The sequence below is a fragment of the Ensifer adhaerens genome (assembly GCF_028993555.1).
In the GTDB taxonomy this organism is placed as follows: Bacteria; Pseudomonadota; Alphaproteobacteria; order Rhizobiales; family Rhizobiaceae; genus Ensifer; species Ensifer adhaerens_I.
Genome location: NZ_CP118612.1, coordinates 59,158 through 84,428, shown reverse-complemented (window position 1 = coordinate 84,428; position 25,271 = coordinate 59,158). Strand labels below are relative to the sequence as shown.

Sequence of the window (25,271 nt, the reverse complement as noted above, 5' to 3'; positions counted from 1 at the left end):
CGCTAGTCGTGAAAGTCTGACGGACGGTACCTAGCAACAAGCCGTCGGACGTCTAGTCAGCCCGACCGAATTTTTGACCCGAAGCCGACATTCCGAGAGAGAGCCATTGTCGTGGCGCGACTATACAACTAACCTCAGCTCAGAAGTGTTCGGTTGGCACTGGTGGATCACAGAATGACTGTCGATCTGAGGCTACAGGTAATCCGTCGTACCGTGGCGGAACTCGCCGCGTCCGAGGGTGACGTGGCAGGAAGGCTTGAGCAAGCGCAGCAACTGTCCTCCGGACACCTCGATACCCTCGCCGCCATTCAGCGCCTCCGGCCGATGGTGCAGACGCACCGCGATCAGCTTGCCACCTATCTCAAGGACACCGCTGAAGCCGGACCGAGCGAGGAGACGACGAGCCCTCAATCAACACCGAGGGAGGCCACCGCACTCTCCGAGGTATTGCGGGACCTGTGTCTGGCGTTCCACCATTGCGCACTCAGCTATGGGATGCTGTACGAGATGGCGCTACGGCTCTATGAGCCACGTCTCAGGGCGATTGCGCCGAAACATCTGAAGGCGCATGCCGACGCCGCGTTATCCACGGCGCGGCTGTTGCCAGGGGTTGTGGCTTGGCAGCTCGCCCAGGACGGGCTTGGATGTGCATGTATCTGCCCCATGTGCAGCATCGGTGCCTGCGGCTGCGTCTCATTGGGCACCCGAACACTGACTGCCGCATGGTGCGACGCAGCCCCGGCCGAATCCGAGTCGCCCGGAGTCGTCCTCCAAAATCCCAAGCCGGGAAGCCAGCTGGCGCGGGCCGGAGTAAAAGGCGGAGAACTGCTCCTCGCCGTTGACGCTCAAGAGGTGACCACCACCGACGAGATTCAGGCCGTAATCCGCAAGCACGCGCTCGGGGACGAGGTGCGTTTCCTGATACAGCGCGGTTCGGAATCTCCTCGCGAGCTCGTCGTCCGGCATGTCAGCGACTATCCGACGACGTGAGATCGGGGTGCCTCTAACATCGTCTCGGCTGACGAGGCAGTGGTGCTGACCACGGGCTTGCGTACGGCGTCATTTGCATTATGAGTCCTTGGACCATGGGCCGCGACTGGAGCGTCCCTTCTCTGAAGAAGCCCGCTGGGGCGCGTTTGCCTAGGTAGTAGACGCGTCGCGGATGACGAATTCGGTCTGGCGGGACGCTATTCGATGCCTAAAACACGCTTTTGCAATCGATAAGTAAAAGCCACAATTGTCCAAGCCCTTATGGGAGCGATGTTCGAAACCGGGCATGATATCTCGTTTTGCTGCATCGGAGGAGCCAAACTTGTCGGTGATCATCACCTGCGGCGCGCGGCCCTCGCCCCTCAACAGCTTGCGCATCAGGCGCCTAGCAGCCTTTGCGTTACGGCCGATTGAACCAGAACCTCAAGGACGAAACCTTCCTGGTCGACGGCGCGCCACCGCCAGTGCTTCTTGCCCGGATCGAAACAACAGCCTCTCGAGGTGCCACTTGTCCCCGAACCGCCCAGACGAACGACGGCGGATGTCGTAGGCAAAGGCCCGCCCGAATTCCTCCGCCCATGACCGAACCGCCTGATGTGAAACAATGATCCCACGGGCAACGACCATCCTCAGGCTGAGAGGAAGTGAAAATAGAACCAGACGGCGTGGGAAATGTTCTCAGCGGGTAAACGATGCCGGCGGTAGAGCGGGCCACGGTTCATCATAGCCCGTAGTCGCACATCAAACTCCAAATGCCTTTAACCTGATGGTGCCCGCGCCACGCCTCAAGCAGAGGCAACATCATCCGGGACTGTTTCGGCACCCAGGCTTCGGCGAGCGACGCTATCCCCTCGGCTCCCGTCGCGATGCCGCGGTTCATTACTCCAGCCGGGCCGGAAAGCCCGGTGCACGCAGATCGGTCTTGAGCAGGTCTTCCAGAAGCTTGGCGATCATCGGCGATTCGGCGTTGCCGCCATAGGCCGCCTTGGCGGCAACGTAAGTTTGCTGGGTGACCCCCGCAAGGTCGAGCGGGACGCCGAATTCACGGCCGAACGCCATGGCAAATCCGAGATCCTTCAGCGCCAGGTCAATGTTGAAGGCGACATCGTACGATCCGTTGAGGATGAGAGCGCCCTCCGTCTCGTGGACGAAGGAGTTGCCCGAGGAAGCCTTGATGGCGTGCCAGGCCTGACCGAGATCGAGGCCGCCGCGCCGGGCCAACATTAGCGCTTCGCTGCATGCCTTGAGGTGGATGAAGGCCAGCATGTTGGTGATCACCTTGAGGATCGCAGCATTGCCAAGCGTACCCATGTGGAAAATCTTGTTGCCCATGGCTTCGAGCGCGGGCAAATGGGTGTCAAAGAGGTCGTTGTCGCCCCCGGCAAGCATGGTAATCTTTCCATGCGCGGCAAGATGCACGCCACCCGTCACCGGCAGTTCCATCGTCCGCACGCCATGCCTCGCCGCAACGGCAGCTAGACGAAGAATTTCATCACGGCTGAGCGTCGACATCTCGATCCAGGTCGATCCGGGTCTCAGGTCGGAAAGTAACTGGTTAAGAACCTGCTCGGAAACAGATGGTGAGGGTAGGCAGGTGATCACAGCATCGCACTGCCGCGCCATGTCTTCCGGAGAATCCACCCAGGTCGCCCCTTCTGCAACGAGGCGATCTGAAAGATGTTTGTGGCGATCATGCACGACCACCTTGAAGCCGGCCTTGAGCAGGCTGGCAGCAAGGTGCCCTCCGAGATTTCCTAGCCCGATATAGCCGTAGATCATTGGCATTCGATCCTTGTTAAACCGAAAGGTGAATTTGTAAGCGGAGGCGAAACCGCCACGCAGCAGAGCCGGATTTTTCTCAGCCCGGAGCCTTACTATTCCGCGGCCGCCGTGGCCGGTATTTGAGCCGCCGCTCTCATTTTCGTCCGTGACTTCAGAAAACCTATGGCAAGCAGACCAAGGATACCCGACGCAGCGATGAAGCCGAAGTACATCTGATAAACTGCGAGTCCCGTATAGTGATCAGCAAGGTACCCATTCAGTTTAGGGAGATAAATGTCAGGTGTATATGCGATCAGGGAAATCACGCCGATGGCGAGCCCTGTCACCCGGGTCGGGATATTGCGACTTTCAAGGATCGACCAATATAAGCCTCGAGTGGCGTAGGTCATCACCCCGATCAGCAATACGACAAACAGCAGGACGGAACTGCCAGCCGTCGATGGCAGAAACAGCAGCGCCAGCAGCCCGAGAATGCTCAATGTCATCGTAATCGCCAGTACATTTTCCCGGCCGATCTTGTCGCCCAGAAAACCAGCCCCCAGACCACCGATGGGACGCATCCACAATTTTGCTACAGTCATAAACGCGGCGGCGCTTGCCGTCATCGTGTATTTTTCCTGCAGGAAAGCGGAGAAGGAATAGGTCGCCCAAAACAACTGATAGCCACAAAGAATGATAATGGCGATAAGCCAAAGCTCGGGCACTGCCAGGAGGAACTTGAGATCAGCCAGAAGACTGGTCTTCCTTGCAGCGGTCTTGACCGGGGTGTCATCCTTCAAACGCAGAAATAGGAAACACAAGACCGCTACTGCGAAGGAGTTGTAGACATAGAGCATGATGACCGATGGCAGGGTCTCTGCTGCAGCGAGGCCTTTACCATCAACGTAGTAGCTAAATAGCGCAACCGCGGCGGTAGCCAGGATAGCTTCCACAAGGCCGCGCATCCCTTCCAGACCGCCAAAGAATCGTCCCTGTTCATGGGGTCGAGCCAGGATTTTAACGCCCTTCAGGAGCGCCGCCCAGAAAGTCAGACCGGATGAGATGCCCCAGCCAAGAAATATCCAATACAGGGCCGACTTATTTGGAATGCTGGCATACCAAAGACCCAGAATGCCGGTGGCCATCATCGAGACGGTCAGAAGCAGGCGCGGTGATACGCGGTCCGCCAACCAACCGCTTGGCAGATAGGTGAGCAGAAACATCGTGCCGAGCATCGAGTAATAGGTGCCAAGTTCGGAACTGGAGATGTGGAAGGTTTCGAGAATTGTCGTTTCGAAGTTCTGGCGAAGATAAATCAGCGGATAGATTGAGCCCGCCGCGAGCAGCAGGATGAAAAATTGAAAATAGCGCTGGAGGCCAGACTGGTGCGGTTGCGCATTGCCGATGCCTGTGGCCGGACTGAATTTAGCCATCGCCTTAACTCCTCCCAAGAGTGTGAAGCTGTGAAACCGTGCGGTTAGTGAGGTGGGGTGAAATACCAGGTCGCCCGCCAAGGCGGGCTCGGGCTTAAACGCGGATGGAGCTACGAACCTTCAGTTCCTGGTAGTCCTCGAGCCCGAAGATCCCACCTTCGCGGCCATTGCCCGATTGCTTATAGCCGCCAAAGGGAGAGCCGTAGTTCGTGGCCTGACCATTTATTGTGACGGTGCCCGCGCGAAGGGCGTCAGCAACGCGCTCAGCCCGAGCCACGTCCCCGGTTTGCAGAAAAGCGGCTAGGCCAAAATCGCTGTCGTTTGCGATGGCGATAGCCTCGGCTTCGGTATCGAAGGGAATGATGACTAGAACCGGACCGAAGATTTCTTCGCGCGCAATCCGCATCTCGTTGGTTACGTCTGCAAAGATTGTGGGTTTGACAAAGCACCCCTTTTCCAGCCCTTCGGGCTTGCCAGTCCCCCCCGCCAGAAGGCGTGCACCTTCATCGATACCCATCTTGATCATGGCCTGTACACGGTCGAATTGCAGTTGGTTGAACAATGGGCCAATGTGGTCGCCGGGCTTGGCGGGATCGTCCACCATTTGCGTCTCTGCAACTTTTTTTGCAATTTCGAGAACACGATCGTAGACGCTACGTTCGACCAGCATCCGAGTCGGAGCGTTGCAAGACTGCCCCGTATTGTAGAAACAATGGGCGACCGATGCAGCAACACGGGTTTCCAAATCGGCGTCGGCAAAGACCAAGTTCGGGGATTTGCCGCCCAGTTCCAGCGTTACTCGCTTGACCGTATCCGCGGCGTCCTTTGAAACTGAGATGCCCGCGCGTGTGGATCCCGTGAACGACATCATCGCGATATCACGATGGCGCGACATCGCACTGCCCACCTCTTGTCCATTGCCGAACACGAGATTGAACACGCCCGCCGGATAACCTGCCTCGTGCACGATCTCGGCAAACAGCGCCGCTGACAGGGGCGCATATTCTGACGGCTTAAGCACACAGGTCGCCCCCGTGGCAAAGGCAGGTACCACTTTCAGCGCTATTTGGCTGATCGGCCAGTTCCATGGTGTAATCAGCCCGCAAACTCCAATTGGCTCACGAATCAGCGTATCGCCATTGGCTAAGATCTCGCGCTCGGCCTGGCCTTTCAGTGCGGCGATAAACGCCTCGATATGTTCGACGCCGCAAAAAGCCTGTTGTTCTCGCGCCATGCTAATCGGCGCGCCCATTTCCGTGCTTATCGCCTGCGCCATTTCCTCCAGCCGAGAGGAAAATACCGCTTTCAACCGCTCCAACAGGGCAATCCGTTCTTCTTTTTTTGTCTTCGAAAAGGTGTTGAACGCAAGCTTTGCCGCTGCCACTGCTGCATCGACATCGCGGCTGTCGCCTAAAATCACCTGACCAACAACTTCGCCGCTGGCGGGGTTTGTGATGGCAAGCGGTGTGCCTGATACGGGCGCGACCCAGGCACCACCAATGTAGAATTTGTCCAGCTTCTTCATAGATCTCTCATTCCGTTGGGACATAAGTCAGGGCGCGACCGGTTCGGTGATTAGGTTGAGGTGCAGTTCGGGGCCCGTATAGGGGCTTTGGGCGATCGCCTCGTCGTTCAGCGTCACGCCGAGACCCGGAGCCGTGGGCGGGATAACGAAGCCGTTTTCCCAAACGATCGGCTCGTTTAGAAACCGCATGAAAGGGCCGTCGAAGCGGCCGATCGATTCCAGGATCAGAAAATTCGGGCTGCATGTCGCGATCTGGATGTTGGCGGCTGCCACAACGGGCCCGCAGTAGAGATGCGGAGCGATCTGCGCCGATCGCGTCTCCGCCATCCCGGCGATCTTTTTCGCTTCCAGCATGCCGCCGACACGACCGAGGTTCATTTGCAGGATCGAGGCCGCGCCCGCCTCGAGCAGGCGAGCAAATTCGTGCTTCGTCGTCAACCGCTCTCCTGCTGCGACAGGGATCGAGGTAAAGCGTGCCACCTCGGCCATGTCGGCGGGATTTTCCGGCGGGATGGGCTCCTCGAACCAAAGCGGATCGTAGGCTTCCAGTCGCCGCGCCAGGCGTTTTGCGCCGGAAACAGTGAACTGCCCATGGGTGCCGATCAGGAGGTCGGCCCTGTTGCCGACGGCTTGCCGGATGCGTTTGCAGAAAGCTTCCGACCGCCACAAATCTTCCATGCGCGGCTGATGACCGTCATAGATCGTATAAGGGCCGGCCGGATCGAACTTGACGGCCGTGAAGCCCTCTTCAACGGCGGAAGCGGCGACTTCGGCGGCGATATCCGGATCGTTATAGACGTTGGGAAGGCTCGGATCGGGATAGACGTCACCATGCGGGGGATAAAGATAGGTGTAGCTGCGCAGCCGCTCGTGAACCTTGCCGCCAAGCAATTGATAGACAGGCTGGTCGGCGGCCTTGCCTACGATATCCCAGCAGGCCATTTCGAGGCCACTCAGGACGCCCATCACGGTCACGTCGGGGCGCATCGTGAAGCCGGCGCCATAGCATCTGCGCCAAATCCGCTCGATATGATGTGGATCGCTGCCTTCGAACTGGCGGGTGAACATGTCGACGGCCATCGCCGCGCAAAGGTCCGGGCCGAAGGTGGCGTTGTAGATTTCGCCAACCCCAGTGATACCACAGGCGGTGGTCAGGCGGACGAAGATGAAATACCGGCCGCCGTGTCGCGGCGGCGGGTTGGCGACAACGAAAGTCTCTATCCGATCAAGCTTCATGAACTGGGCCCTTTGCGATCACGCATCTTGTAAAATCAGCTCGGCAGCTCGCGCAGCCAACATGATGGTTGGACCGTTGGTGTTGCCGGACGTGACATTGGGAAAGGCCGACGCATCGACAACGCGAAGCCCCTTCATTCCATGAACACGCAAGCGTGCGTCCAACACGGAATCGCTCGCATCCTGGCCCATCCGGCAAGTGCAACTTGGATGGAAAACTGTGCCCGCGCGACTACGAAAGTTCTCCAGTAGCGCAGCATCGTCCATGGTGGAGATGTCGGGCTGAAGTGGCGCCTCGGTCACTGCGCGGATAGCTTTTGTCTGAGCCAATTTTTTAAGAAGTCGGCTGGCCTTGATCACCGTTTCGCAATCCTCAGAGGTAGCGAGCGAATTGGGCTGGATCAGCGGCGGGTCCGCGGGATTGGCCGAGGCAATTGTCACTTGACCCCGGCTGGTTGGGCGGCTGGGTTGGACGCACAGGAGAAATCCCGGAGCAGGATCCACGGCCACCGCGCCTGAAGTGTGTGTAATGTAAGACATCGGATTGCAGTACACCTGCACATCGGGAACTTCCGATTCCGGCGATGAGCGGACGTACCCGCTAATCTGATTTACAGGTATACTAAGCGGTCCCTTGCGCGTCAGGATATAGCGGAGCCCTGCCAAGACCCTGCCAAGACCGGTTCCCAAGGTGCTGTTCAATGTAGGCTCATTCGCGCGATAGTATTGTGAAACCGCCAAATGATCTTGCAAGCCTTTGCCGACTTCGGGCAGTTCATGCAAAACCTTGATGCCATGCGCCTCCAGCAGTGCCGCCGGGCCAATTCCTGACAATTGAAGAATCTGGGGAGAGTTAATGGCGCCCGCGGATAAGATTACTTCCTTGTTCGCCCCGACGATATGTTGGACCCCGCCTGAGCGGATCTGGACGCCGGCTGCGCGCCCATTTTCAACGATGAGCTTTTCAACGAATGCCCGCGAGATGACGCGCAGGTTTGATCGCTTCATTGCTGGCCGAAGGAATGCGTCCGCAGCCGACCAACGTCGACCGTTGCGAACCGTGCTGCGCATGCGCATGAGCCCTTCGGCATCCTCACCGTTCAAGTTGCGGGCGACCGTCCACCCCATTTCACGAGCGGCATCCAGGAAGTTCAGCACAAAAGGGTGCATATCCGCACTGACGTCGCTCACCAGAAGGGGTCCGCTTCCCTTTTCGATGGCACCCTCGACCTGGCATTCTAGCGCTTCATAGGTTTTGCGGACGACCTCCCAGTTCCATCCAGTCGCACCTGCGCGCTCCCAATCGTCAAAGTCATGGGGCAAACCCCTCAAATATGCCATCGCATTGATTGAGCTTGACCCCCCGATCACCCGTCCACGTGGCCAATATGCCTGCCGCCCATTCAGGCCGGGGTCGGGCTCGGTCGTATAACCCCAGTTCACGGCTCGATCGGCAAAGGTCTTCGCATATCCCAACGGGACCTTGATCCAAAATCTTGCGTCGCTGCCTCCGGCTTCGATCAGCAATACCTTGTGTCGAGGGTTTTCACTCAGTTTGTTCGCCAAGACGCAACCCGCGGATCCAGCGCCTGCGATGATGTAGTCAAATGGAGCTTCATTCATCGCCCGACCAGCCTCCCAACTGACATGTGGACATTCGCGGTTATGGGGAGGTCTATCGCAGGCCTGGACTTACAACACAAACAATGCTTTCGTAAGCAAAGGCATTATTTTCATTGCAGGTAAAGTATGGCTAGGCTGCCCCATGTCACGTGGCTCCACAGTTTCGAAGCAGCGGCTCGACATGCCAGCTTCTCGGCAGCAGCAGAAGAATTGGGGATGACCCCTGCAGCAGTTAGCCAGCAAATACGACTTCTGGAGCGCAAGCTCGGCACAGAATTGTTCGTGAGGCTTCCGCGGGGTGTGACCCTGACGGACACTGGCAAAGCATACGCCCAGCCCATCCGGCGATCCTTCGCAGACATGATGTCAGCCACTAACAGCCTGTTTCGAAATTCAACGATGCGAACAGTGCGCGTGCGCGCTTCCATTTCGTTTGCAGGGCTTGTCATTGCGCCGCGTATTGCTGAATTCTATGCGTTGCATCCCGACATTTCAGTCCAGTTGACGTCCTTTGTCTGGGCGGACAAGTTCGACGATGATCCCGCCGACATCGATATTCGTTATGGCACAGGGGATTGGGACGATGGCACCGTGCAGCATCTCGGCCATGAATACGCAATCCCGGTTTGCCATCCAGAGTATGCTGCATCCTTTCCGCAGCCGCTGACCATTCAAGCCTTGGCTGGGGGCAGGATTGTCAGCATTATGGGGTCTGAATCCGACTGGGGTCAATTGTCCGAACAGCACGGATTGAATCTTCAAACAACCGGTGAATGGTTCAAGGTGGACTCCTCGTTTATTGCGCTGCAATCGGCGATCGCTCGCGCGGGTTCCGTGATGGTGCTAAAGCGTTTCGCGGACCATTACCTTGAGCAGGGTCTTCTCATTGCTCCCTTCGATTATCGGCTTCCGATCAGATTGGCCCATTTCTTAGTCCGCGGCGGCAAATCTAACCCTGGCGAAGAGGTTCAGATTTTCTGCGACTGGCTCATGACGGCTTTGTAAGAAAACACCGTGAAGGAACTTCGGGAGCCAGATATACGCCGTCCGTGGATGCCCGTCCGTCCCCTCACAACACGAGATCCGCAGATCCGCGCGGTGGTCTCAGCCAAAGGCGGCGCGAGTGGCGAACTGCCACGTTACCGTGTTCAATAACTTGTTGCACCTACGGCCCGCATATATAGCCGTAGCCCTCGAGGTCGGCAGGAGGTGGCTCGGTGATGTCAGGCTACCCAGAAGGCCCGTCATGTCTAATCGGGTGTCGTTATGACGGGATTAGTACGAACTTTCCGATGTGGCGCTTCTCCTGAAAATCCTTCTGCGCCCCGATGATCTGGTCGAGCGGGTAGGTTCTGGCCAGAAGTGGCCTAATTTCATCCCTCTCAACATAGCCAATGAGATTTCGAAACACCGGCTCGTCCCACGCCGTGCAGCCGATCAGCGTGATGTCCTTGAGATACATGTCCCGCATGTCGAGGGCAACGATTGGCCCTGCAATCGCGCCGGATGAGACATACCGCCCACCGGGCCGAAGCAGTTTCAGCATCGTACCGAACTCAGCCCCAGCCACGTTATCGATAACCACATCGATACTTTCCGGCCCCAACAATCCCAACAGATCATCCTCGCGTGACAGAACGTGGTGTGCGCCAATTCGCGAAATCGCATCGCGCTTCGAGGCAGCGGTCACGGCAACAATCTCTGCGTCGCGGCGCCTGCAGAGTTGCACAAGCGCTGATCCGACCCCACCCGATGCTCCGGGCACAAGGATACGCATGCCCGCCGCTATGCCTGCGCGGTGGACCATGTTCTCAGCCGTGCCGTAGGCGCACGGTATCGTCGCGAGTTGGGCATCGCTCCAATCAGAACGCACTGCAAAAGCTTCGCTTTCGGGAACCGTTACATATTGCGCGAAGGAACCGTCGAAATCAGACCCCATCCAGATGTGGTCCATCCGGTCGAAACCGAACTTGCGTATGCAGGGTCGCACCAGAACACGTTGACCAAGGCGATTTTCATCACAGTTTGCGCCCACCGAGACGATTTGCCCGCAGCAGTCAGCACCTTGGATAATTGGAAAGGGTGTGGCTCCCTGCCAGCCGCCATCGGAGCGTTCGGTTGCGATCGTGTCTCCGGTGCCCTCAGTGACCGAATGTGAATACCAGCCGAGGCGCGTGTTGATATCGGTGTTATTCACTCCCGCTGCGAGAACTTTTAGCACCACTTGACCGGGGCCGGGAACGGGGACTCTTACCCTCATGAGCTCGAGCTTGTCGTAACCTCCAATACCAGTGGTCACGACCGCCTTCATTTCGCTAGGTACTTGGCTGTGTTCGAGCTGCATTCGGCCATCATCGTCAAATGTAAGTGATAAAACAATGCGAGAGTTCCGCCTCCACGTCGATGGATAACCACCCGAGAGTCGGCGTCGATTTCAACCATGCACGCGAGGAGATGATGTGGGGCACCGCCATGAATGAGTTTGGTGGAGGCCGACGACGTGCCGCTCGCGAGGTCGTTCATTTCGGCGAGCAGCACCTTGTAGCCGGCAGCATCGCGCGCGACGCCGCAGCCATTAGCGCCGCCGCCGATGACGAGAATGTCGTAGTCGAAGGCCATCTTCACAGTCCGGCAACACAGACATACTTCAGTTCGAGGAAGCCCTCGATGCCGTACTTCGAGCCTTCACGGCCGAGACCCGACTGCTTGACGCCGCCGAAAGGAGCCATTTCGTTGGCGATCAGGCCCGAGTTGACGCCGACGATACCGGCCTCCAGCGCCTCGGCGACACGCCAGACGCGCGCCATGTCCTTCGCGTAGAAATAGGAGGCGAGGCCGTATTCGCTGTCGTTCGCCATGGCGATGACCTCCTCCTCATCCTTGAAGCTGATGATCGGGGCAAGCGGGGCAAAGGTTTCCTCGCTCGCGACCTTCATGGCCTGCGTGACGCCTGTGATGACGGTCGGCTCGTAGAAGGTGCCGCCGAGCGCGCTGCGCTTACCGCCCGCAACCAGCCGTCCGCCCTTTTCCAGCGCGTCAGCCACATGCTCCTCGATCTTGTCGACGGCCTTGTTGTCGATCAGCGGACCCTGGGTGACGCCAACCGCCGTGCCACGACCGAGCGTTATGGCCGAGACCTTCGCCAGCAGCTTTTCTGTGAAGGCTTCAACGACGCTTTCCTGCACATAGATGCGGTTGGCGCAGACGCAGGTCTGCCCGGCATTGCGGAACTTCGAGATCATGGCGCCTTCCACGGCCGCATCGAGATCGGCGTCGTCGAAGACGATGAACGGCGCGTTGCCGCCAAGCTCCAGTGACAGACGCTTGATGCCGTCCGCGGCTTCCTTCATCAGCCAGCGGCCAACGCCGGTCGAGCCGGTGAAGGTGATCTTGGCGATCTTCGGGTTATGGCAGAACTCCGTGCCGATCGGCCGCGCCTCGCCGGTGACGACGGAAAACACCCCCGCCGGCACACCCGCCCGCTCGGCGAGCACGGCGAGCGCCAACGCCGAGAGTGGCGTCTGCGAGGCGGGCTTCAGGAGCATGGAGCAGCCGGCCGCTAGCGCAGGCCCGGCTTTGCGGGTGATCATGCCGTTCGGGAAATTCCACGGCGTGATGGCGGCGCAGACGCCGACGGGCTGCTTCAGCACCATGATGCGCTGGCCCGCATTGGCGCCGGGGATGATATCGCCGTCGATGCGTTTGGCCTCTTCGGCGAACCATTCGAGGTAGGCAGCGTTGGAGATCACCTCGCCCCTGGCCTCGGCAAGCGGTTTCCCCTGTTCCGAGGTTAGGATTAGCGCCAGATCATCTGCATTCTCGAGGATGAGCTGGAACCAGGTGTTCAGCACCTTGGCGCGCTCCTTGGCGGTGCGCTTGGCCCAAAGTTTCTGCGCAGTCTCGGCCGCATCGATGGCGGCGGCGACTTCCTCGCGCGACAGCGACGGAACGTCTACGATCACCGAACCGTCGAAAGGATCGGTAACGGCGAAAGTGCGCCCATCGGCGGCCGAAACCCACTGACCGCCGACGAAGGCCTTGTCGATGAGCAGGCTTGCATCCTTGAGTGCTGACTTGAGCGAGTGCGTCATGAAAGATCTCCGAAAAGCTTGAGGAAGGCGGGAGCGGCAAGCGAAATGCCGGACAGGAACAGCAGGCAGAAGGCGACGCGGCGCAGGCCCGTCGGGGTCAGCGGCGGCGGATAGCGGCGGGCGAGCGCGGTGAAGGCCATCACGACCGGAATGCACAGCAGCCCCCACCAGAAGGAGGCCGACGGCATGGCGCCCGCTCCCGCGACAAGCAGCAGGCGAAGCACCGCATTTACGGCGAAGACGGCAACGAGCGTCTCTCGAATGGCGGCCGGACGCAGCGGCTGGCGATAGAGATGGTAGACGAGCGGCGGCCCGGCGGTGGAAAAGAGTCCGCCCATGACGCCGGCAATGGCCCCAAAAAAGGCGAAGGACGCCGGGCCCGAGGGCTTCTTAAGCGGTGCGGGCCGAAGGAGAAGTTGGATGCTGGACAGGACGATGATCGCGCCGAGTACCAGCTTCAGCCAGTCGAGCGAGGAGGAAACCAAAAGCCCAAGGATCCAATAGCCGATAACGAGGAAGGCGAGACTGACGAAAATCACCAGCAGGAACTCCCGCCCTGCGATATCGCGCCAGCCCTTGACCAGCACCTGAGCCGCATTAAAGATGACGAACACACCGACGAGCACGGCGGCATCGGGCAGCGGCACGACGCCTGTCAGCCCCACGCCGCCCATGAACAGAAGGCCGAGCGCGAAACCGGTTAGCGTCTGCACATAGGAAGCGCCCGCCGCAAGCAACAGCAGGACGGTAAGGCTCGACACGCTCATGGTCAGAGCGCCCCGATGCCCGCGAAGAGCTTTGCCTGCGCCGCGCCCTCGCGGTAGAACACCGCCGGCTGGCCGAGCGGCGCGTGAACGGTCGCCTCGCAGCCGCCGTCATATGCATCGCCGCCCCAGACATGCACCCAACGCGTCCCCTTAGGCAGATAGACGGTACGCTTCTCTTCACCGGCCTTCCAGACCGGCGCGACGAGCAGATCCGCGCCGTAGAGATAAGCGTCCTGGATGGCATAGGTGGCGCGGTCGTCCTCGTGGTGCAGGAACAGCGGCCTTTGAACCGGTAAACCGCGGGTCGACGCCTCGTTCGAAAGTGCCTTCAGATAAGGCGCCAGATGCACGTAGATGCTCGTCATCCTCGCGAAGTGAGCAAGCACTTCCGGATCCTGGTCGATCTGAACGTTTTCGCGGGGGCGATTGCCCTCGTGACTGCGCATTACGGGGGTGAAGGCGGCCATTTCCGCCCAGCGCATGAGCAGTTCCGGGGTGCGGACATTCCCGAACAGGCTCGTGTATCCGCCGATATCCGAGTGATGATAGGCATTGCCCAGAAGCCCCGACGACAACGCAGCGCAGATGACCGTCACCAGTCCGTCATGTCGAGAAAAATCGACCGACTGGTCACCACCCCACAGCAGTGGGCAGTGCTTCTGAACGCCAGTGAAGCCGGCGCGCATGAAGAATAAGGCTTCGCCGGTCTTCCCGCGGCTGGCGACAGCTCTGGCATTCACCTCGGCCCAAAGAGTCGGCCACTGATTGTGCATCAGCTTGGCGTCGATTCCGTTCGCGAGTTCCACATCGATCGGAAGGTATTCCCCGAAGTCGGCCATCCAGCCGGAAAGGCCGTAGTCGAGCATCTTTCCACCAATGATCTCATCGGCGAACCACTCCGCCGCTTCCGGATTGGTGAAATCGACGACACCGCAGTCGAACTCGCCGAAATCAACCAGTGCAGTGCGGCCGAACTCGTCTTTGGCGAAGTAACCTGCGGTCTCAGCTTCCGCAAACAGTGGGCCGTCGACGCAGAGATAGGGATTTACGTAGCCCAGAAAACGAACGCCTTCGTCATTTAGTTGCGCTATGCGCTGCCTCAGTCCTGGATATCTTTCTTCGTTTGCTTGCCAATCCCAAAACAGCCGTGCGCCAAAGGACGTCTGCCGCAAACCGACCCAATCCTCGCACCACAGCCCAGATACGCGAACACCCGCCTCCTTCATTTTCTGAAGGCGCGCAAAGGAGTTCACCCCGTCCTTCAATCCGACGATCGCGCCGTTGTAGACCCAGTCGGGAAGCGTCGGCTGGCGTCCAAACCGCAGTGAAAGCTTTTCGACCAACTCGACGAATGTGTTTCCGCTGAAGATCTCGATGCGTTCGGGAACCGCCCAGGTCTCGATCTCATGGAACGTCTTGCGGCGAAAATCGAAGACTGAATAGGCCGACGTTTCCACATGCAAAGCGTAGCGGGCCGAGGAGACGAAGGTCGGCTGCGGATAATTGGTGTTGAAGTAGTCGCCTCCAGCACGATCCTTGACATTCGACTTGAAGGTTATTTCGCTGGTCTTGTCACGGCCCACGCCCGGTTCCGATGTCCAGAGCGGAAAGCGACGACCGCGCATGTCGAAATAGGACATCTGCTCGCCGCCGCCCCACACATGTTCGTCGTGATCGGCAACGACACGGATCCAGAGCCTGTTTACCGACGGATCCACCGCCGTAAGTTCGATGGAACCGTCGAGGACTGTCAGGGCCAAACGTACTTTTTGGCCCTCGGCCTCGGAAAGCATGATGTGGCAGCCGTCGATTTCGGCGTGCGCGAGCGGGCTCCGCTCAACGACGTAATCCTCGATTTCGAAGTTGCCGCGGTACATTTCCATGCGTTCTTCGCCGTGGCCGGCATAGATGCACGGGGAAGACGCGCTGTGGCGAAGGATGACCTGGCCATCGACCGATAGAGTGAAGCCGGTTGGGGTTGTCTCAAGTTTCATGGGTGTCGTACTCAATTCTGGGTCAGCCCGGCATCGACGATGAAGTTCGCGCCAGTGCAGCCGCTGCTTTCTTCCGAGCCAAGGAACAGCGCCAAACGGGCGACATGGCTGGCGTCGAGGCGGAACTTCAGTGATTGCAAATCGATAAATTTCTGGTCCTCTGCCGGACCGGCCCAGAGCGCCTTCTGGCGTTCCGTAACAATCGCGCCCGGCACGATGCAGTTGACGCGGATGCCCGAGGGCCCGAGGTCGCGAGCAAGCGTACGCGTCATTCCATTGATCGCGGCTTTGGCCGTCGTGTAACCAACCATGACCGGATTGCCGCGCATCCACGAGACCGAGCCCATCATGACGATGGAGCCGCCGCCCTTCTCCCGCATACCTTTCGATACGGCCTGCGTGGCGAAGAACTGGTGATCGAGATTGAGCGCCAACATGCGTCGCCAATAGTCCGGTTCGACCTCGTCCATGCTGTGGCGGTCGTCCTTCCCGGCATTGTTGACAAGCACGTCCACCGCCCCATGTCGCTCCTCGACCTTCGCTACTGCATCGCGCAGGGCCGGGATGTCCGTCAGGTCGCAGCCGTAGAAATCCGCGCCTGTTTTGTCTGCCGTCGCCTTGCCTGCGTCCTCATCGATATCGAGAAAGGACACGCGCGAACCTTGGCTGCGGAAGGCCGCCACCATGGCCTCGCCGATACCTGAAGCGCCGCCGGTGATCAGTACGTTGCGACTTTCGAGCGATCGATAGCGAACTGTGTCATAGGTCATGGCGGATCTCAGCAGCTTGGGTTGAACAGAGGCCGGGCGAGGCCGGCAACCTCGGTGCGCATGGTGAAGAGCGCCCCGGAGAGCGGAAAGGTGGCGAGCTCCTCTTCCGGCCGGCCAACGCGCGCGCTGGTGCAGTAGAGCGTCTTCAGATCCGGCCCGCCGAAAGCGACCATGGTCGGACACTTGGCGGGAACAGGGTACTCGGCAAGCAGCCGGCCATCGGGCGCATAGCGCTGCACGCGACCACCCTCGAAAAGAGCCGTCCAGTAGCAGCCTTCGGTGTCGACGGCTCCACCATCCGGGCGGCCCTTGTCCGTATCGGAGCCGAAGCGGGCGAAGACCTGTCGGTTCGTCGCCGCGCCTGTCGCAGGGTCGTAGTCATAGGTGTAGAGCGTGTAGCGCAGGGTGTCGGAATGGTAGAGCCGTCGGCCGTCCGGCGAAAAAGCGACGCCGTTCGACGTGAGCAACCCATCAGCAAGGCGGGTGAGGCCGCTGGCATCGTAGCGGTAGAGGCTTGCAAAGCCCCTTTCCCGCGTTTCGTCAACCGTACCGGCGACAAAGCGGCCAGCCGGATCGACGCTGCCGTCGTTGAAACGGCTGATTTCCTGGTCCTCGGGATTTGCGGCAAGCATCCCGCGTGGCGTGCCGTCGGCTTCAAGCATCCAGAGACCGGAGCGCAATCCGGCGATGAACCCGCCGCCCTCGACGAGACCGATGCAGCCGACTTCCTCCGGGAGCCTCGTTGTCGCAAGCGCCCCCGTCGCCGGGTCGAAGCGGTGGATGCAGCAGCGCTTGATGTCGACGAAATAGAGCATTTGGTCGGCAACCGACCAAAGCGGGCATTCGCCGAGCGCCGCCTGGAAATCGAGAACCGGGGTAAATACGTGTTCCACCGCCTCGTCCTCAGTAAGCCGCCGCTGGTGTGGTGGGCGCTTCGGCCGTGCCTTTCAGCTGCGCGAGCCATTCGTTTGCGCGGCCGGTCATCATGGCGATGTCGGAGGCTATGGCTGCGAATTCGTAACCGTAACCGATGAAGCGCTTCACCATGTCAGGGTTGGGGCCGACGATACCGACCGGCTTGCCGACCGCATGCGCGTCTTTCGCCGCCTTCTCGATCAGAGCCTGGACCTCGGGATGAGCGATATTGCCGATATGCCCCATCGCGGCGGAAAGATCGCCCGGCCCCACAAAGAGCGCATCGATCCCGTCGACCGCGGCGATCTCCGGCAGGCGCTCGATCGCTTCCGGTGTTTCGAGTTGCACGATGGTGCAGATGTCGTCGTTTGCGGATTTCAGGTAGTTCGGGATCGTGCCGAAGCGGGAGCCGCGATGTACGGCGGCAACCCCACGGATCCCATGCGGCGGATAGCGGGTATAGGCAGCGGCGGCCTTTGCTTCCTCCGCATTTTGCACGAAGGGCAGCATAACGGTGTGTGCACCGGCGTCGAGCGCGCGTTTGACGAGCACCTGATCGTTCCAGGCAAGCCGCACCACCGCGTCCGCGGGTGTGCAGCCGATGGCACGCAGGATATGGGCAAGATCCGTGAATTCGACAGGCACGTGCTCCATGTCGACGACGAGGAAATCGAAACCACCATAGCCAAGCGCTTCGGCCGTCGCGGGCGCGGCAGCCATCAGCCAGGTGCCGAGCGGGGTGGCGCGCGACTTGTCGCTAAGCCAGGATTTGAAGGGGTTGTTGCTGCTCATTGGATCGTCCCTCAATAGATCGGCGGTTCCGGCACGGCTTGCGTGCCGGTCAGGAAATCGAAATCGCAGCCCTCGTGCGCCTGACTGACGTGGCGTTGATAGAGGGCGGCGAAGGAGCGCTCGTAGACCGGCGCTGACGGCCTCCATTCAGCCCTGCGCCGAGCAAGCTCGTCCTCGGAGACGCGCATGTTGATTGTTCCGGCGGCAACATCGAGTTCGATGAGGTCGCCGGTCCGGACCAAAGCGAGAGGGCCACCGACCGCAGCTTCCGGCGAGACATGCAGAACGCAGGTTCCATAGTGGGTGCCGCTCATGCGCCCGTCGCAGACACGCACCATGTCGCGCACCCCCTGTTTCAAGAGCTTCTTCGGGATCGGCAGGTTGCCCCATTCCGGCATACCCGGCGCGCCGACCGGGCCGGCATTGCGCAGCACGATCACGGTATCCTCGGTGATGTCGAGGTCTGGGTCATCGAGCGTGCGGTTCATCGTACGGGGATCGTCAAAGACGATTGCCGGACCGACATGTTTCAGGAATTTCGGATTGGCGGCGGACGATTTCATGACCGCGCCGTTCGGCGCGAGATTGCCACGCAGCACTTCGAGCGTCTTGCCGCGGGCGAGCGGCACGACCGGATCATCCTCGCCGCGGATGACGTCATCGTTCCAGCAGTCGGCCGGGGCAATGTTCTCGCCGAGCGTGCGACCATTGACGGTCGGCCGGTCGAGCGTCAGGTGTCGCGACAGCTTCTTCAAGAGCGCATTGATGCCGCCGGCGAAGTAAAAGTCCTCCATCAGGTATTCGCCGGAGGGAAAGACGTTGGCTACGACCGGCACCTTGCTGGCCATCGCCGCCATGTCGTCCAACGTCAGATCGACGCCGACGCGCTTGGCCATTGCAATGAGATGTACGGCGGCGTTGGTCGAGCCGCCGAGCGCCATATAAGCGACAAGGCCGTTGAGGAAGCTGTCGCGGTTGACAATTCTCGACGGCTTCAGATCTTCCCAGACCATCTCGACGATGCGTGAGCCGCAAGCGGACGCCATGCGGGTATGGCCGGAGTCGACGGCGGGGATGGAGGACGCGCCGGACAGCGTCATGCCCATGGCATCCACGATAGAGGTCATGGTCGAGGCTGTGCCGATCGTGTTGCAGGTACCCGGCGACCGCGTCATGCGGCTCTCGAGATCCACCCAGTCATCGCGGGTGATGTTGCCTGCTCGAAGCTCGTCCCAGTACTTCTTGGTGTGCGTGCCGGCACCTGTCTTAACACCGCGCCACTGACCGTTCGACATCGGTCCTGCCGGGCAGAAGATGACCGGAATATCCATCGAGAACGCGCCCATCAGCAGCGCCGGGGTCGACTTGTCGCAGCCACCGAGCAGTACTGCGCCGTCGATCGGGTGGCAGCGTAACAGTTCTTCGCACTCCATCGCGAGGAAGTTGCGGTAGAGCATGGTGGTCGGCTTCACCATGACCTCGCCGACCGAGATCGCCGGCAGCTCGACGGGATAGCCGCCCATCTGCCAGACGCCGCGCTTCACAGCTTCGGCTCGGTCACGCAGATGCGCATGGCAGGGGCTCATCTCACTCCAAGTGTTGATGATGCCGATCACGGGCCGCCCCATGAACTCCTCGCGCCGCATGCCCATCTGCTGCGTGCGTTGGCGGTGCGCAAAGGCGCGCATATCGTCGTTGGCAAACCAGCGCTGACTGCGCAGTTCGGAAATGTCGAGCTTCCTGTTCATCCCTTGATACCCCCGGCGGTGAGGCCCGAGACGACGCGCTCCTGGAAGATGACGATCAGCACGGCGACAGGCACGATGCCGACAACCAGCGCGGCCGAGATGACCGGCCAAGGGAAGGCGAACTCGCCCTGATACAGCTGAATGCCGACCGGAAGCGTGCGCAAAGCCGGATTGGAATTGAAGGACAACGCCAGCAGGAACTCGTCCCAAGCATTGACGAAGGCGAGGATTCCGGCTGTGAACACACCCGGCGCACAGAGCGGTACGACCACTTTGAAAAGCGCCCCCAGCCGCGTGCAGCCGTCGATCATCGCCGCGTTTTCAAGGTCCCGCGGAATGCCTTCGAAGAAAGAGACGAGCATGAGCGTGCACACCGGCAGCGACAGGACCGTATAAGGCAGCACCAGCGCGACCCAGGTATTGAGCAGGTTCAGCGTGCGCATGATCTCAAAGAGCGGCACAAGGAGCGTGACCAGAGGGAAGGTCGACACAGCGATGATCAACGATAGGATGAGGCCACGGTAACGGAGATCCAGCCGAGCCAGTGCATAGGCTGCCAGCACTGAGACGAGCAGCGTAAGGCAGGTTGACAGCAGTGCGACCATGAAGCTGTTGAAGAGGAACAGATGCAGCGGCTGGTCGGAAAAGGCCTGCATGTAGTTCGCCAGCGTCGGAGCGTGTGGAACCCAAGTGATGGGCTTGGCAGTGAGCTCCGCTTCCGTCTTCAGTGAGGTGAAGAGTATCCAGAGCGCCGGGAACATGCCGTTGACGATCAGCACGGCTCCGGCGAGGAAGCGCAGCGGGCGGCCGGAAAGAAGTCCGGAAAGTCCGGGGGCGGCGACGGCACTCATGGCTTACTCCTTGGTCCGGATGGCGCGCAGATAGACGGCGGTCACGCACATCGACAGGGCGAACATCACGACGGCAAGCGCCGAGCCGTAGCCGAGATCGAGGAAAGAGACCGTGTTCTGGTGGATGTACATGGCAAGCGTCGAGGTCGAAGTACCGGGGCCGCCTCCCGTCATCATGTAGGGGATGTCGAAGGTCTGCAGCGCCGTGATGGTGCGGAAAATCAGCGCGACGACGATCGATGGCTTCAGGAGCGGCAGCGTGATCTCGAAGAACTGGCGAACCCGGCCGGCGCCGTCGACGTCGGCGGCCTCATAGAGGGAGCGCGGTATCGTCTGCAGACCGGCAAGAATGATCAGCGCCATAAACGACGAGGTCTTCCAGACGATGGTCAGACAGATCGCGGCGAAGGCCCAATTCGGCGAGTTGAACCAGATGATGCTCTCGAAGCCTAGACGGATCAGCACGTCGTTGACGACGCCGTATTCCGAATGGAAGAACCAGGCAAAGATCAGACCGGCGAATGAGAGTGGCAGCGCCCAGGGGATCAGCAGGGAAAGGCGCACTGGCCACTGCACGCCGAAAGGGAGATTGGCAAGCAGGGCCAGTGCAAGCCCGACCAGGAGGGCGCCGGGCACAGTGATGAGGGTGATGAGGACGGTATTCCACGTCGTTTCCCAGAAGACCGGGTCTTCCAGCATAAGGCTGTAGTTTTCGAGGCCCACGAATTCCGCGGGGAGACCCGACGTCAGCGACAGGCTGAAAAAGCTGGTATAGCCGAGGCGCAGCACCGGATAGACGATGATCAGCGCGAGAAGAATCGCCGCTGGGGCAAGCAATACCACGGCAAGCGCCCGGTCGCCGAGGTCGAGCCAGCGCGTCCAGGCTGGCGGTCCGCGGTCAGCACTGGTTGCCGCATTGAGGATGGAGGTCGTCGTCACCGGTGCAACTCCCGACAATTCAGGTTGGGGAGCCGAAAGGGAAAATGGAAAATCCCTTCCGGCGATTGCGATCAGCGCAGGATGCGCTTCAGGCGGGCTTCGATCTGACTGGCACCGTCCTCCGGTGTCGTGACGCCCGCGAGCACCGCGTTGACGGTGGTGCGGATGACCTCGCTCACCTCGTTGTATCGCGGCGTCACCGGGCGTGGTTTGGCGGTCTCGACCACCTGCAGGGCATCGGCGAACCACGGCACGGCTTTCAGCACTTCGTTATTGCCATAGGCGGCTGCATAGGTGGGCAGGAGCGAACCGTTGGCGGCCATGAACACCGAGACGTCCTCGCTCGAGAGATATTCGACCAGTTTCTTCGCTTCGTCCTGATGGGTGGAGTAGGCCGAAACGCCCCATTCCCAGCCGCCAAGGCAGCTCGCCTGTTCGCCACCGCTGAGCGCCGGCAGGCGCGTGACACCGACCTTGCCGGTTACAGCCGATTCAGCGCCCTGGAAATGCGTCCAGGCATAGGACCAGTTGACCGCGAACACGGCGCTGCCAGCCTGGAACTCCTTGCGCGTGTCGTCGGTGGCAACTTCCGCGATGTTCTTCTTGGCGACGCCCGTATCGACGAAGCCCTTCCAAAGCTTCAGCGCGGTGACAGCTGCCTCGTGGTCAAACGTAAGCTTCCCGTTTTCGACGAGATTCTTCCCTTGGCTCCAATAGGGCAGCAGGAAGGTGCAAACCGCACCCTCGATGGCCTTGCCTTGGAAGGAGAGGCCCTGGAGATCAGGATTTTTCTCGCTCTCCGCCACCTTCTTGGCGGCGGCCGCCAACTCTTCCCAGGTCTTGGGAGGAGCGATGCCGTACTTGTCGAGCAGATCCTTGCGGTAGTAGAGGAACATCGCGTCCGCGAAGGCCGGGAGCGCGACGACCTTGCCATCAACAGTGTTGGCTCCGGCATAGGCAGGGAGGTAGACCGACATGTCCTTGTTCTCGAAGGCAGAGGTCCAGCCGGCGGCGGCATATTGCGCAGGACGGATGACGTCGAGCATCAGCACGTCGAGGTTGGTGTCCTTGGCGGACATGACGGTGTTGAGATACTGCGCCTGCGCCTCGGAGGTGTTGCCGCCGGTCTCGATCGCCACCTTGACGCCCGGATTGGCCGCCTCGTATTTGTCGAGCACCTTGCGCCAGACATCCGGCTGGTGCTGACTGGAAACGAAGATTTTAAGATCCGTATCGGCAAAGGCCGGCACCGAGAATGTAAGCACGCTGGTCGCGGCGAGCGCGCTCGCAATGGTCCTGATGTTCATTCTATCCTCCCGTTGATTGGTGTCGCAAACGCCTGGCGTTCAGTTGATGACGCGCTCGCTGGCGGCATCGAAAAGATGGATTTTCGAGGGATCGACTCCGATGCGGATTTCGGCGCCCGGCTCGGGCCGCGTCTCGGGCGGCATGCGGGCGGTCAGCACATCGCCGCCAACCGAAAAATGCACCAGGGTGTCGGAACCAAGCGGTTCGACGACCTGCACGCGCACTGCGAGCGTCGCCGCCGGATCCGGGGCCACACCGAAATGCTCCGGCCTGATGCCGACGATGACATCGCGGCCCTCAAAAGCCGCCTCACGTCCCGCCCGAACAGAGGACAGAGCGAGTCTGTTGCCGTCGGTAAAGGCGAGACAGCCGGATTGGATTTTGGCCTTCGCAAAGTTCATCGCCGGAGACCCGACGAACCCGCCGACGAAAACGCTCTGCGGGCGATTGTAGACCTCGTCCGGCGTGCCGACCTGCTCGATGTCGCCACCCTTGAGAATGACGATACGATCGGCAAGCGTCATGGCCTCGACCTGGTCATGCGTAACATAGATGATCGTCGTCCCGATCTGCTGATGCAGGCGCTTGATCTCGGTACGCACCTGCCCGCGCAGCTTTGCGTCGAGATTGGACAGCGGCTCGTCGAACAGAAAAACCTTCGGGCGACGCACGATGGCGCGCCCCATGGCGACGCGCTGGCGTTGACCGCCTGAGAGCTGACCCGGACGACGCTCAAGTAAGTGGTCGATGCCAAGCATCTCAGCCGCCTCGTTGACACGCTGATCGGCCTCGCGCGGCGCAACACCGTGCACCTTCAGACTAAACCCCATGTTCTCGCGCACTGTCTTATGCGGATAGAGGGCGTAGTCTTGGAAGACCATAGCGATATCGCGCTCGCGCGGCGGGAGGCGATTGACCAGCGTTTCGCCGATGCGGATCTCGCCGCCTGTGATGCTTTCGAGCCCGGCGACCATGCGCAATGTGGTGGACTTTCCACAGCCCGACGGACCGACGAAGACGACGAATTCGCCATCGGCGATCTCAAGGTCGACGCCTTTCACGATGCGCAGCGAACCGTAACTTTTTTCCAGCTTTCGCAGGCTGACAGAAGCCATTCTTCCCTCCCAACATCGGCCGGGCATCCGGCTTAACTGGCACCAATAATAGCGCTACGATTTTTTCGAAGCAAGATGGACTCAAAAAAATGTTTGCGGTCGCCGATGGCATCGAAAATCGGTGCGGAGGAGAGAAAAATGCGCTGTGTTTTCAGCAAATTACATAGAAAATCGGTCGCGATTATTGTTGAGGCTGGATGAAAAGTATGCTAGTAGTGCGATAATAGCGCTACGGAGATGCTTATGGACAACAGGATGCGAAAGGCGCCACGCAATCGCCGCAAGATGCAGTCCGTCACCATGTCCGACGTGGCCGAGCTCGCCAACGTCTCCCCCTCCACGGTGTCGCTCTTCTTGCGCAAGCCGGAGGCGGTTTCGGGTACGGCGAGCCAAGCCATCAGTCGGGCGATTGAGAAACTCAATTACGTGCCGAACCTGATGGCCGGCGGGCTTGCCGCGGCTTCTTCCCGCGCTGTCAGCATCATTGTTCCTTCAGTGCGCAACGCGTTCTTTGCCGAGACGGTCGCGTCTATGCAGACAGCACTCAAGAAACAGCGCCTGCAACTCATCCTCGGTCACACCGAGTACGATGAGCAAGAAGAAGAGGAACTGGTGCGCATGGCGTTGTCATGGGCACCGGCAGCCATTGTTCTTACTGGCCTGTCGCATAGTCCCGCAACACGCCGCCTGCTCGCCAACGTCACCATTCCCGTTATCGAAATCTGGGAGCTCGGTGGTCCGCAAATCGACGCAGCCATCGGGTTTCATCACGATCAAGTCGGCATCGCGGTGGCAGAACACCTCATCCAACAGAGTCGCCGCAATCTTGTCTTTCTCGGCGCCCGCATGCATCAGGACCGACGCGCCAAACAACGCTGTGACGGCTTCCTGCGGGCTGCGCACGCAGCGGGCGCGGTCGCCAAGGTCGTCGAACATCCAGACACAGCCTCCGCCGAAATCGGCTCGATGCTTTTGGCGGAAGCCTTGCGGCTCCACCCCGACACTGACGGTATCGCCTGCTCGAACGACCACATCGCACTCGGCGTGCTGTTCGGGTGCGAACGGATGAAGGTCACCGTACCGGACCGGTTGGCCGTAGTCGGCTTCGGCGATCTCAGCTTCAGCGCCGCCTGCAATCCGCCACTCACCACCATCCGCCCCTCCGGCGACCTGATCGGCCGTGAGGCCGCACGGTTGATCGACGATCACCTCAACGGCGAGAAGACGACCGGATCGCGTATGATCGACACCCGGTTCACATTGCAACATCGCCGTAGTAGCTAGGAAGACCACAGACCCAGCACCCGGTGCCGCCACGGCATCGCTGCCCCGCACGCTCGTCGGTCGCAATTTCCTTGCAATTACGACCGTCAGCTCAATGTCAGCCCATCGATCGTGACTACGCGCACTCCT

The 25,271-nt window shown here is 60.2% G+C and carries 20 protein-coding genes and 2 pseudogenes; 3 read left to right on the top strand and 19 right to left on the bottom strand.

The window, feature by feature from the left end; all coding sequences use genetic code 11:
- The first annotated feature begins 174 nt into the window (after positions 1 to 174).
- On the top strand, positions 175 to 990 hold the full coding sequence (locus PWG15_RS33140) for a PDZ domain-containing protein (protein ID WP_275027711.1): 816 nt from the start codon (positions 175 to 177) through the stop codon (positions 988 to 990).
- A gap of 246 nt (positions 991 to 1,236) precedes the next feature.
- Here PWG15_RS33140 and PWG15_RS33135 read toward each other — a convergent pair.
- From PWG15_RS33135 to PWG15_RS33110, 6 genes and pseudogenes are all read right to left on the bottom strand, one after another.
- Positions 1,237 to 1,715 (bottom strand): annotated as a pseudogene (locus tag PWG15_RS33135) (IS6 family transposase); the annotation flags it as partial.
- Between the two features lie 154 nt (positions 1,716 to 1,869).
- The gene (locus PWG15_RS33130) at positions 1,870 to 2,769 is read right to left on the bottom strand and encodes an NAD(P)-dependent oxidoreductase (protein WP_275027710.1); all 900 of its coding nucleotides are present in this window, start codon (positions 2,767 to 2,769) and stop codon (positions 1,870 to 1,872) included.
- A gap of 95 nt (positions 2,770 to 2,864) precedes the next feature.
- A complete protein-coding gene (locus tag PWG15_RS33125) occupies positions 2,865 to 4,184 on the bottom strand; it encodes an MFS transporter (protein ID WP_275027709.1) in 1,320 nt (439 codons plus the stop codon).
- A gap of 94 nt (positions 4,185 to 4,278) precedes the next feature.
- Positions 4,279 to 5,709, bottom strand: a complete 1,431-nt coding sequence (locus PWG15_RS33120) for an aldehyde dehydrogenase family protein (RefSeq protein ID WP_275027708.1) — start codon at positions 5,707 to 5,709, stop codon at positions 4,279 to 4,281.
- Positions 5,710 to 5,736: 27 nt separating this feature from the next.
- A complete protein-coding gene (locus PWG15_RS33115) occupies positions 5,737 to 6,945 on the bottom strand; it encodes a mandelate racemase/muconate lactonizing enzyme family protein (protein ID WP_275027707.1) in 1,209 nt (402 codons plus the stop codon).
- Between the two features lie 18 nt (positions 6,946 to 6,963).
- On the bottom strand, positions 6,964 to 8,568 hold the full coding sequence (locus PWG15_RS33110) for a GMC family oxidoreductase (protein ID WP_275027706.1): 1,605 nt from the start codon (positions 8,566 to 8,568) through the stop codon (positions 6,964 to 6,966).
- Positions 8,569 to 8,694: 126 nt separating this feature from the next.
- Between PWG15_RS33110 and PWG15_RS33105 the strand changes: the two genes are divergently transcribed.
- Positions 8,695 to 9,573: a LysR family transcriptional regulator gene (locus tag PWG15_RS33105; RefSeq protein WP_275027705.1), complete on the top strand. Its 879-nt coding sequence runs from the start codon at positions 8,695 to 8,697 to the stop codon at positions 9,571 to 9,573.
- 259 nt (positions 9,574 to 9,832) lie between these two features.
- Here PWG15_RS33105 and PWG15_RS33100 read toward each other — a convergent pair whose 3' ends face one another.
- The 13 genes and pseudogenes from PWG15_RS33100 to PWG15_RS33040 form a co-directional block, all read right to left on the bottom strand.
- Positions 9,833 to 10,912 (bottom strand): alcohol dehydrogenase family protein, encoded by a 1,080-nt coding sequence (locus PWG15_RS33100; RefSeq protein ID WP_275027704.1) that lies wholly within the window; start codon positions 10,910 to 10,912, stop codon positions 9,833 to 9,835.
- A 122-nt stretch (positions 10,913 to 11,034) separates the two neighbouring features.
- A pseudogene (locus PWG15_RS33095) lies at positions 11,035 to 11,187 on the bottom strand (FAD-dependent oxidoreductase); the annotation flags it as partial.
- Between the two features lie 2 nt (positions 11,188 to 11,189).
- Positions 11,190 to 12,659, bottom strand: coding sequence for an NAD-dependent succinate-semialdehyde dehydrogenase (locus PWG15_RS33090; protein ID WP_275027703.1), 1,470 nt, complete (start codon positions 12,657 to 12,659; stop codon positions 11,190 to 11,192).
- On the bottom strand, positions 12,656 to 13,426 hold the full coding sequence (locus PWG15_RS33085; RefSeq protein WP_275027702.1) for a sulfite exporter TauE/SafE family protein: 771 nt from the start codon (positions 13,424 to 13,426) through the stop codon (positions 12,656 to 12,658). Before PWG15_RS33085 ends, PWG15_RS33090 begins: the two co-directional genes overlap by 4 nt.
- Before the next feature lie 2 nt (positions 13,427 to 13,428).
- Positions 13,429 to 15,420: an alpha-glucosidase gene (locus tag PWG15_RS33080; protein ID WP_275027701.1), complete on the bottom strand. Its 1,992-nt coding sequence runs from the start codon at positions 15,418 to 15,420 to the stop codon at positions 13,429 to 13,431.
- Positions 15,421 to 15,431: 11 nt separating this feature from the next.
- Complete coding sequence (locus PWG15_RS33075) at positions 15,432 to 16,190, bottom strand: SDR family NAD(P)-dependent oxidoreductase (RefSeq protein WP_275027700.1); 759 nt, start codon at positions 16,188 to 16,190, stop codon at positions 15,432 to 15,434.
- Positions 16,191 to 16,198: 8 nt separating this feature from the next.
- Positions 16,199 to 17,083 carry an SMP-30/gluconolactonase/LRE family protein gene (locus PWG15_RS33070; RefSeq protein ID WP_275027699.1) on the bottom strand — a complete coding sequence of 295 codons (885 nt, stop codon included), beginning with the start codon at positions 17,081 to 17,083 and terminating at the stop codon, positions 16,199 to 16,201.
- A 10-nt stretch (positions 17,084 to 17,093) separates the two neighbouring features.
- Positions 17,094 to 17,897, bottom strand: a complete 804-nt coding sequence (locus tag PWG15_RS33065) for an HpcH/HpaI aldolase family protein (protein WP_275027698.1) — start codon at positions 17,895 to 17,897, stop codon at positions 17,094 to 17,096.
- 11 nt (positions 17,898 to 17,908) lie between these two features.
- Positions 17,909 to 19,645 (bottom strand): L-arabinonate dehydratase, encoded by a 1,737-nt coding sequence (gene araD / locus PWG15_RS33060; protein WP_275027697.1) that lies wholly within the window; start codon positions 19,643 to 19,645, stop codon positions 17,909 to 17,911.
- Positions 19,642 to 20,496 (bottom strand): carbohydrate ABC transporter permease, encoded by an 855-nt coding sequence (locus PWG15_RS33055; protein WP_275027696.1) that lies wholly within the window; start codon positions 20,494 to 20,496, stop codon positions 19,642 to 19,644. Before PWG15_RS33055 ends, araD begins: the two co-directional genes overlap by 4 nt.
- A gap of 3 nt (positions 20,497 to 20,499) precedes the next feature.
- Positions 20,500 to 21,435, bottom strand: coding sequence for a carbohydrate ABC transporter permease (locus PWG15_RS33050; RefSeq protein ID WP_275027695.1), 936 nt, complete (start codon positions 21,433 to 21,435; stop codon positions 20,500 to 20,502).
- Between the two features lie 71 nt (positions 21,436 to 21,506).
- The gene (locus tag PWG15_RS33045) at positions 21,507 to 22,742 is read right to left on the bottom strand and encodes an ABC transporter substrate-binding protein (RefSeq protein ID WP_275027694.1); all 1,236 of its coding nucleotides are present in this window, start codon (positions 22,740 to 22,742) and stop codon (positions 21,507 to 21,509) included.
- Between the two features lie 39 nt (positions 22,743 to 22,781).
- Complete coding sequence (locus tag PWG15_RS33040) at positions 22,782 to 23,858, bottom strand: ABC transporter ATP-binding protein (RefSeq protein WP_275027693.1); 1,077 nt, start codon at positions 23,856 to 23,858, stop codon at positions 22,782 to 22,784.
- 300 nt (positions 23,859 to 24,158) lie between these two features.
- Here PWG15_RS33040 and PWG15_RS33035 point away from each other — a divergent pair, with 300 nt between their 5' ends.
- A complete protein-coding gene (locus tag PWG15_RS33035; RefSeq protein ID WP_275027692.1) occupies positions 24,159 to 25,142 on the top strand; it encodes a LacI family DNA-binding transcriptional regulator in 984 nt (327 codons plus the stop codon).
- Positions 25,143 to 25,271: the final 129 nt, after the last annotated feature.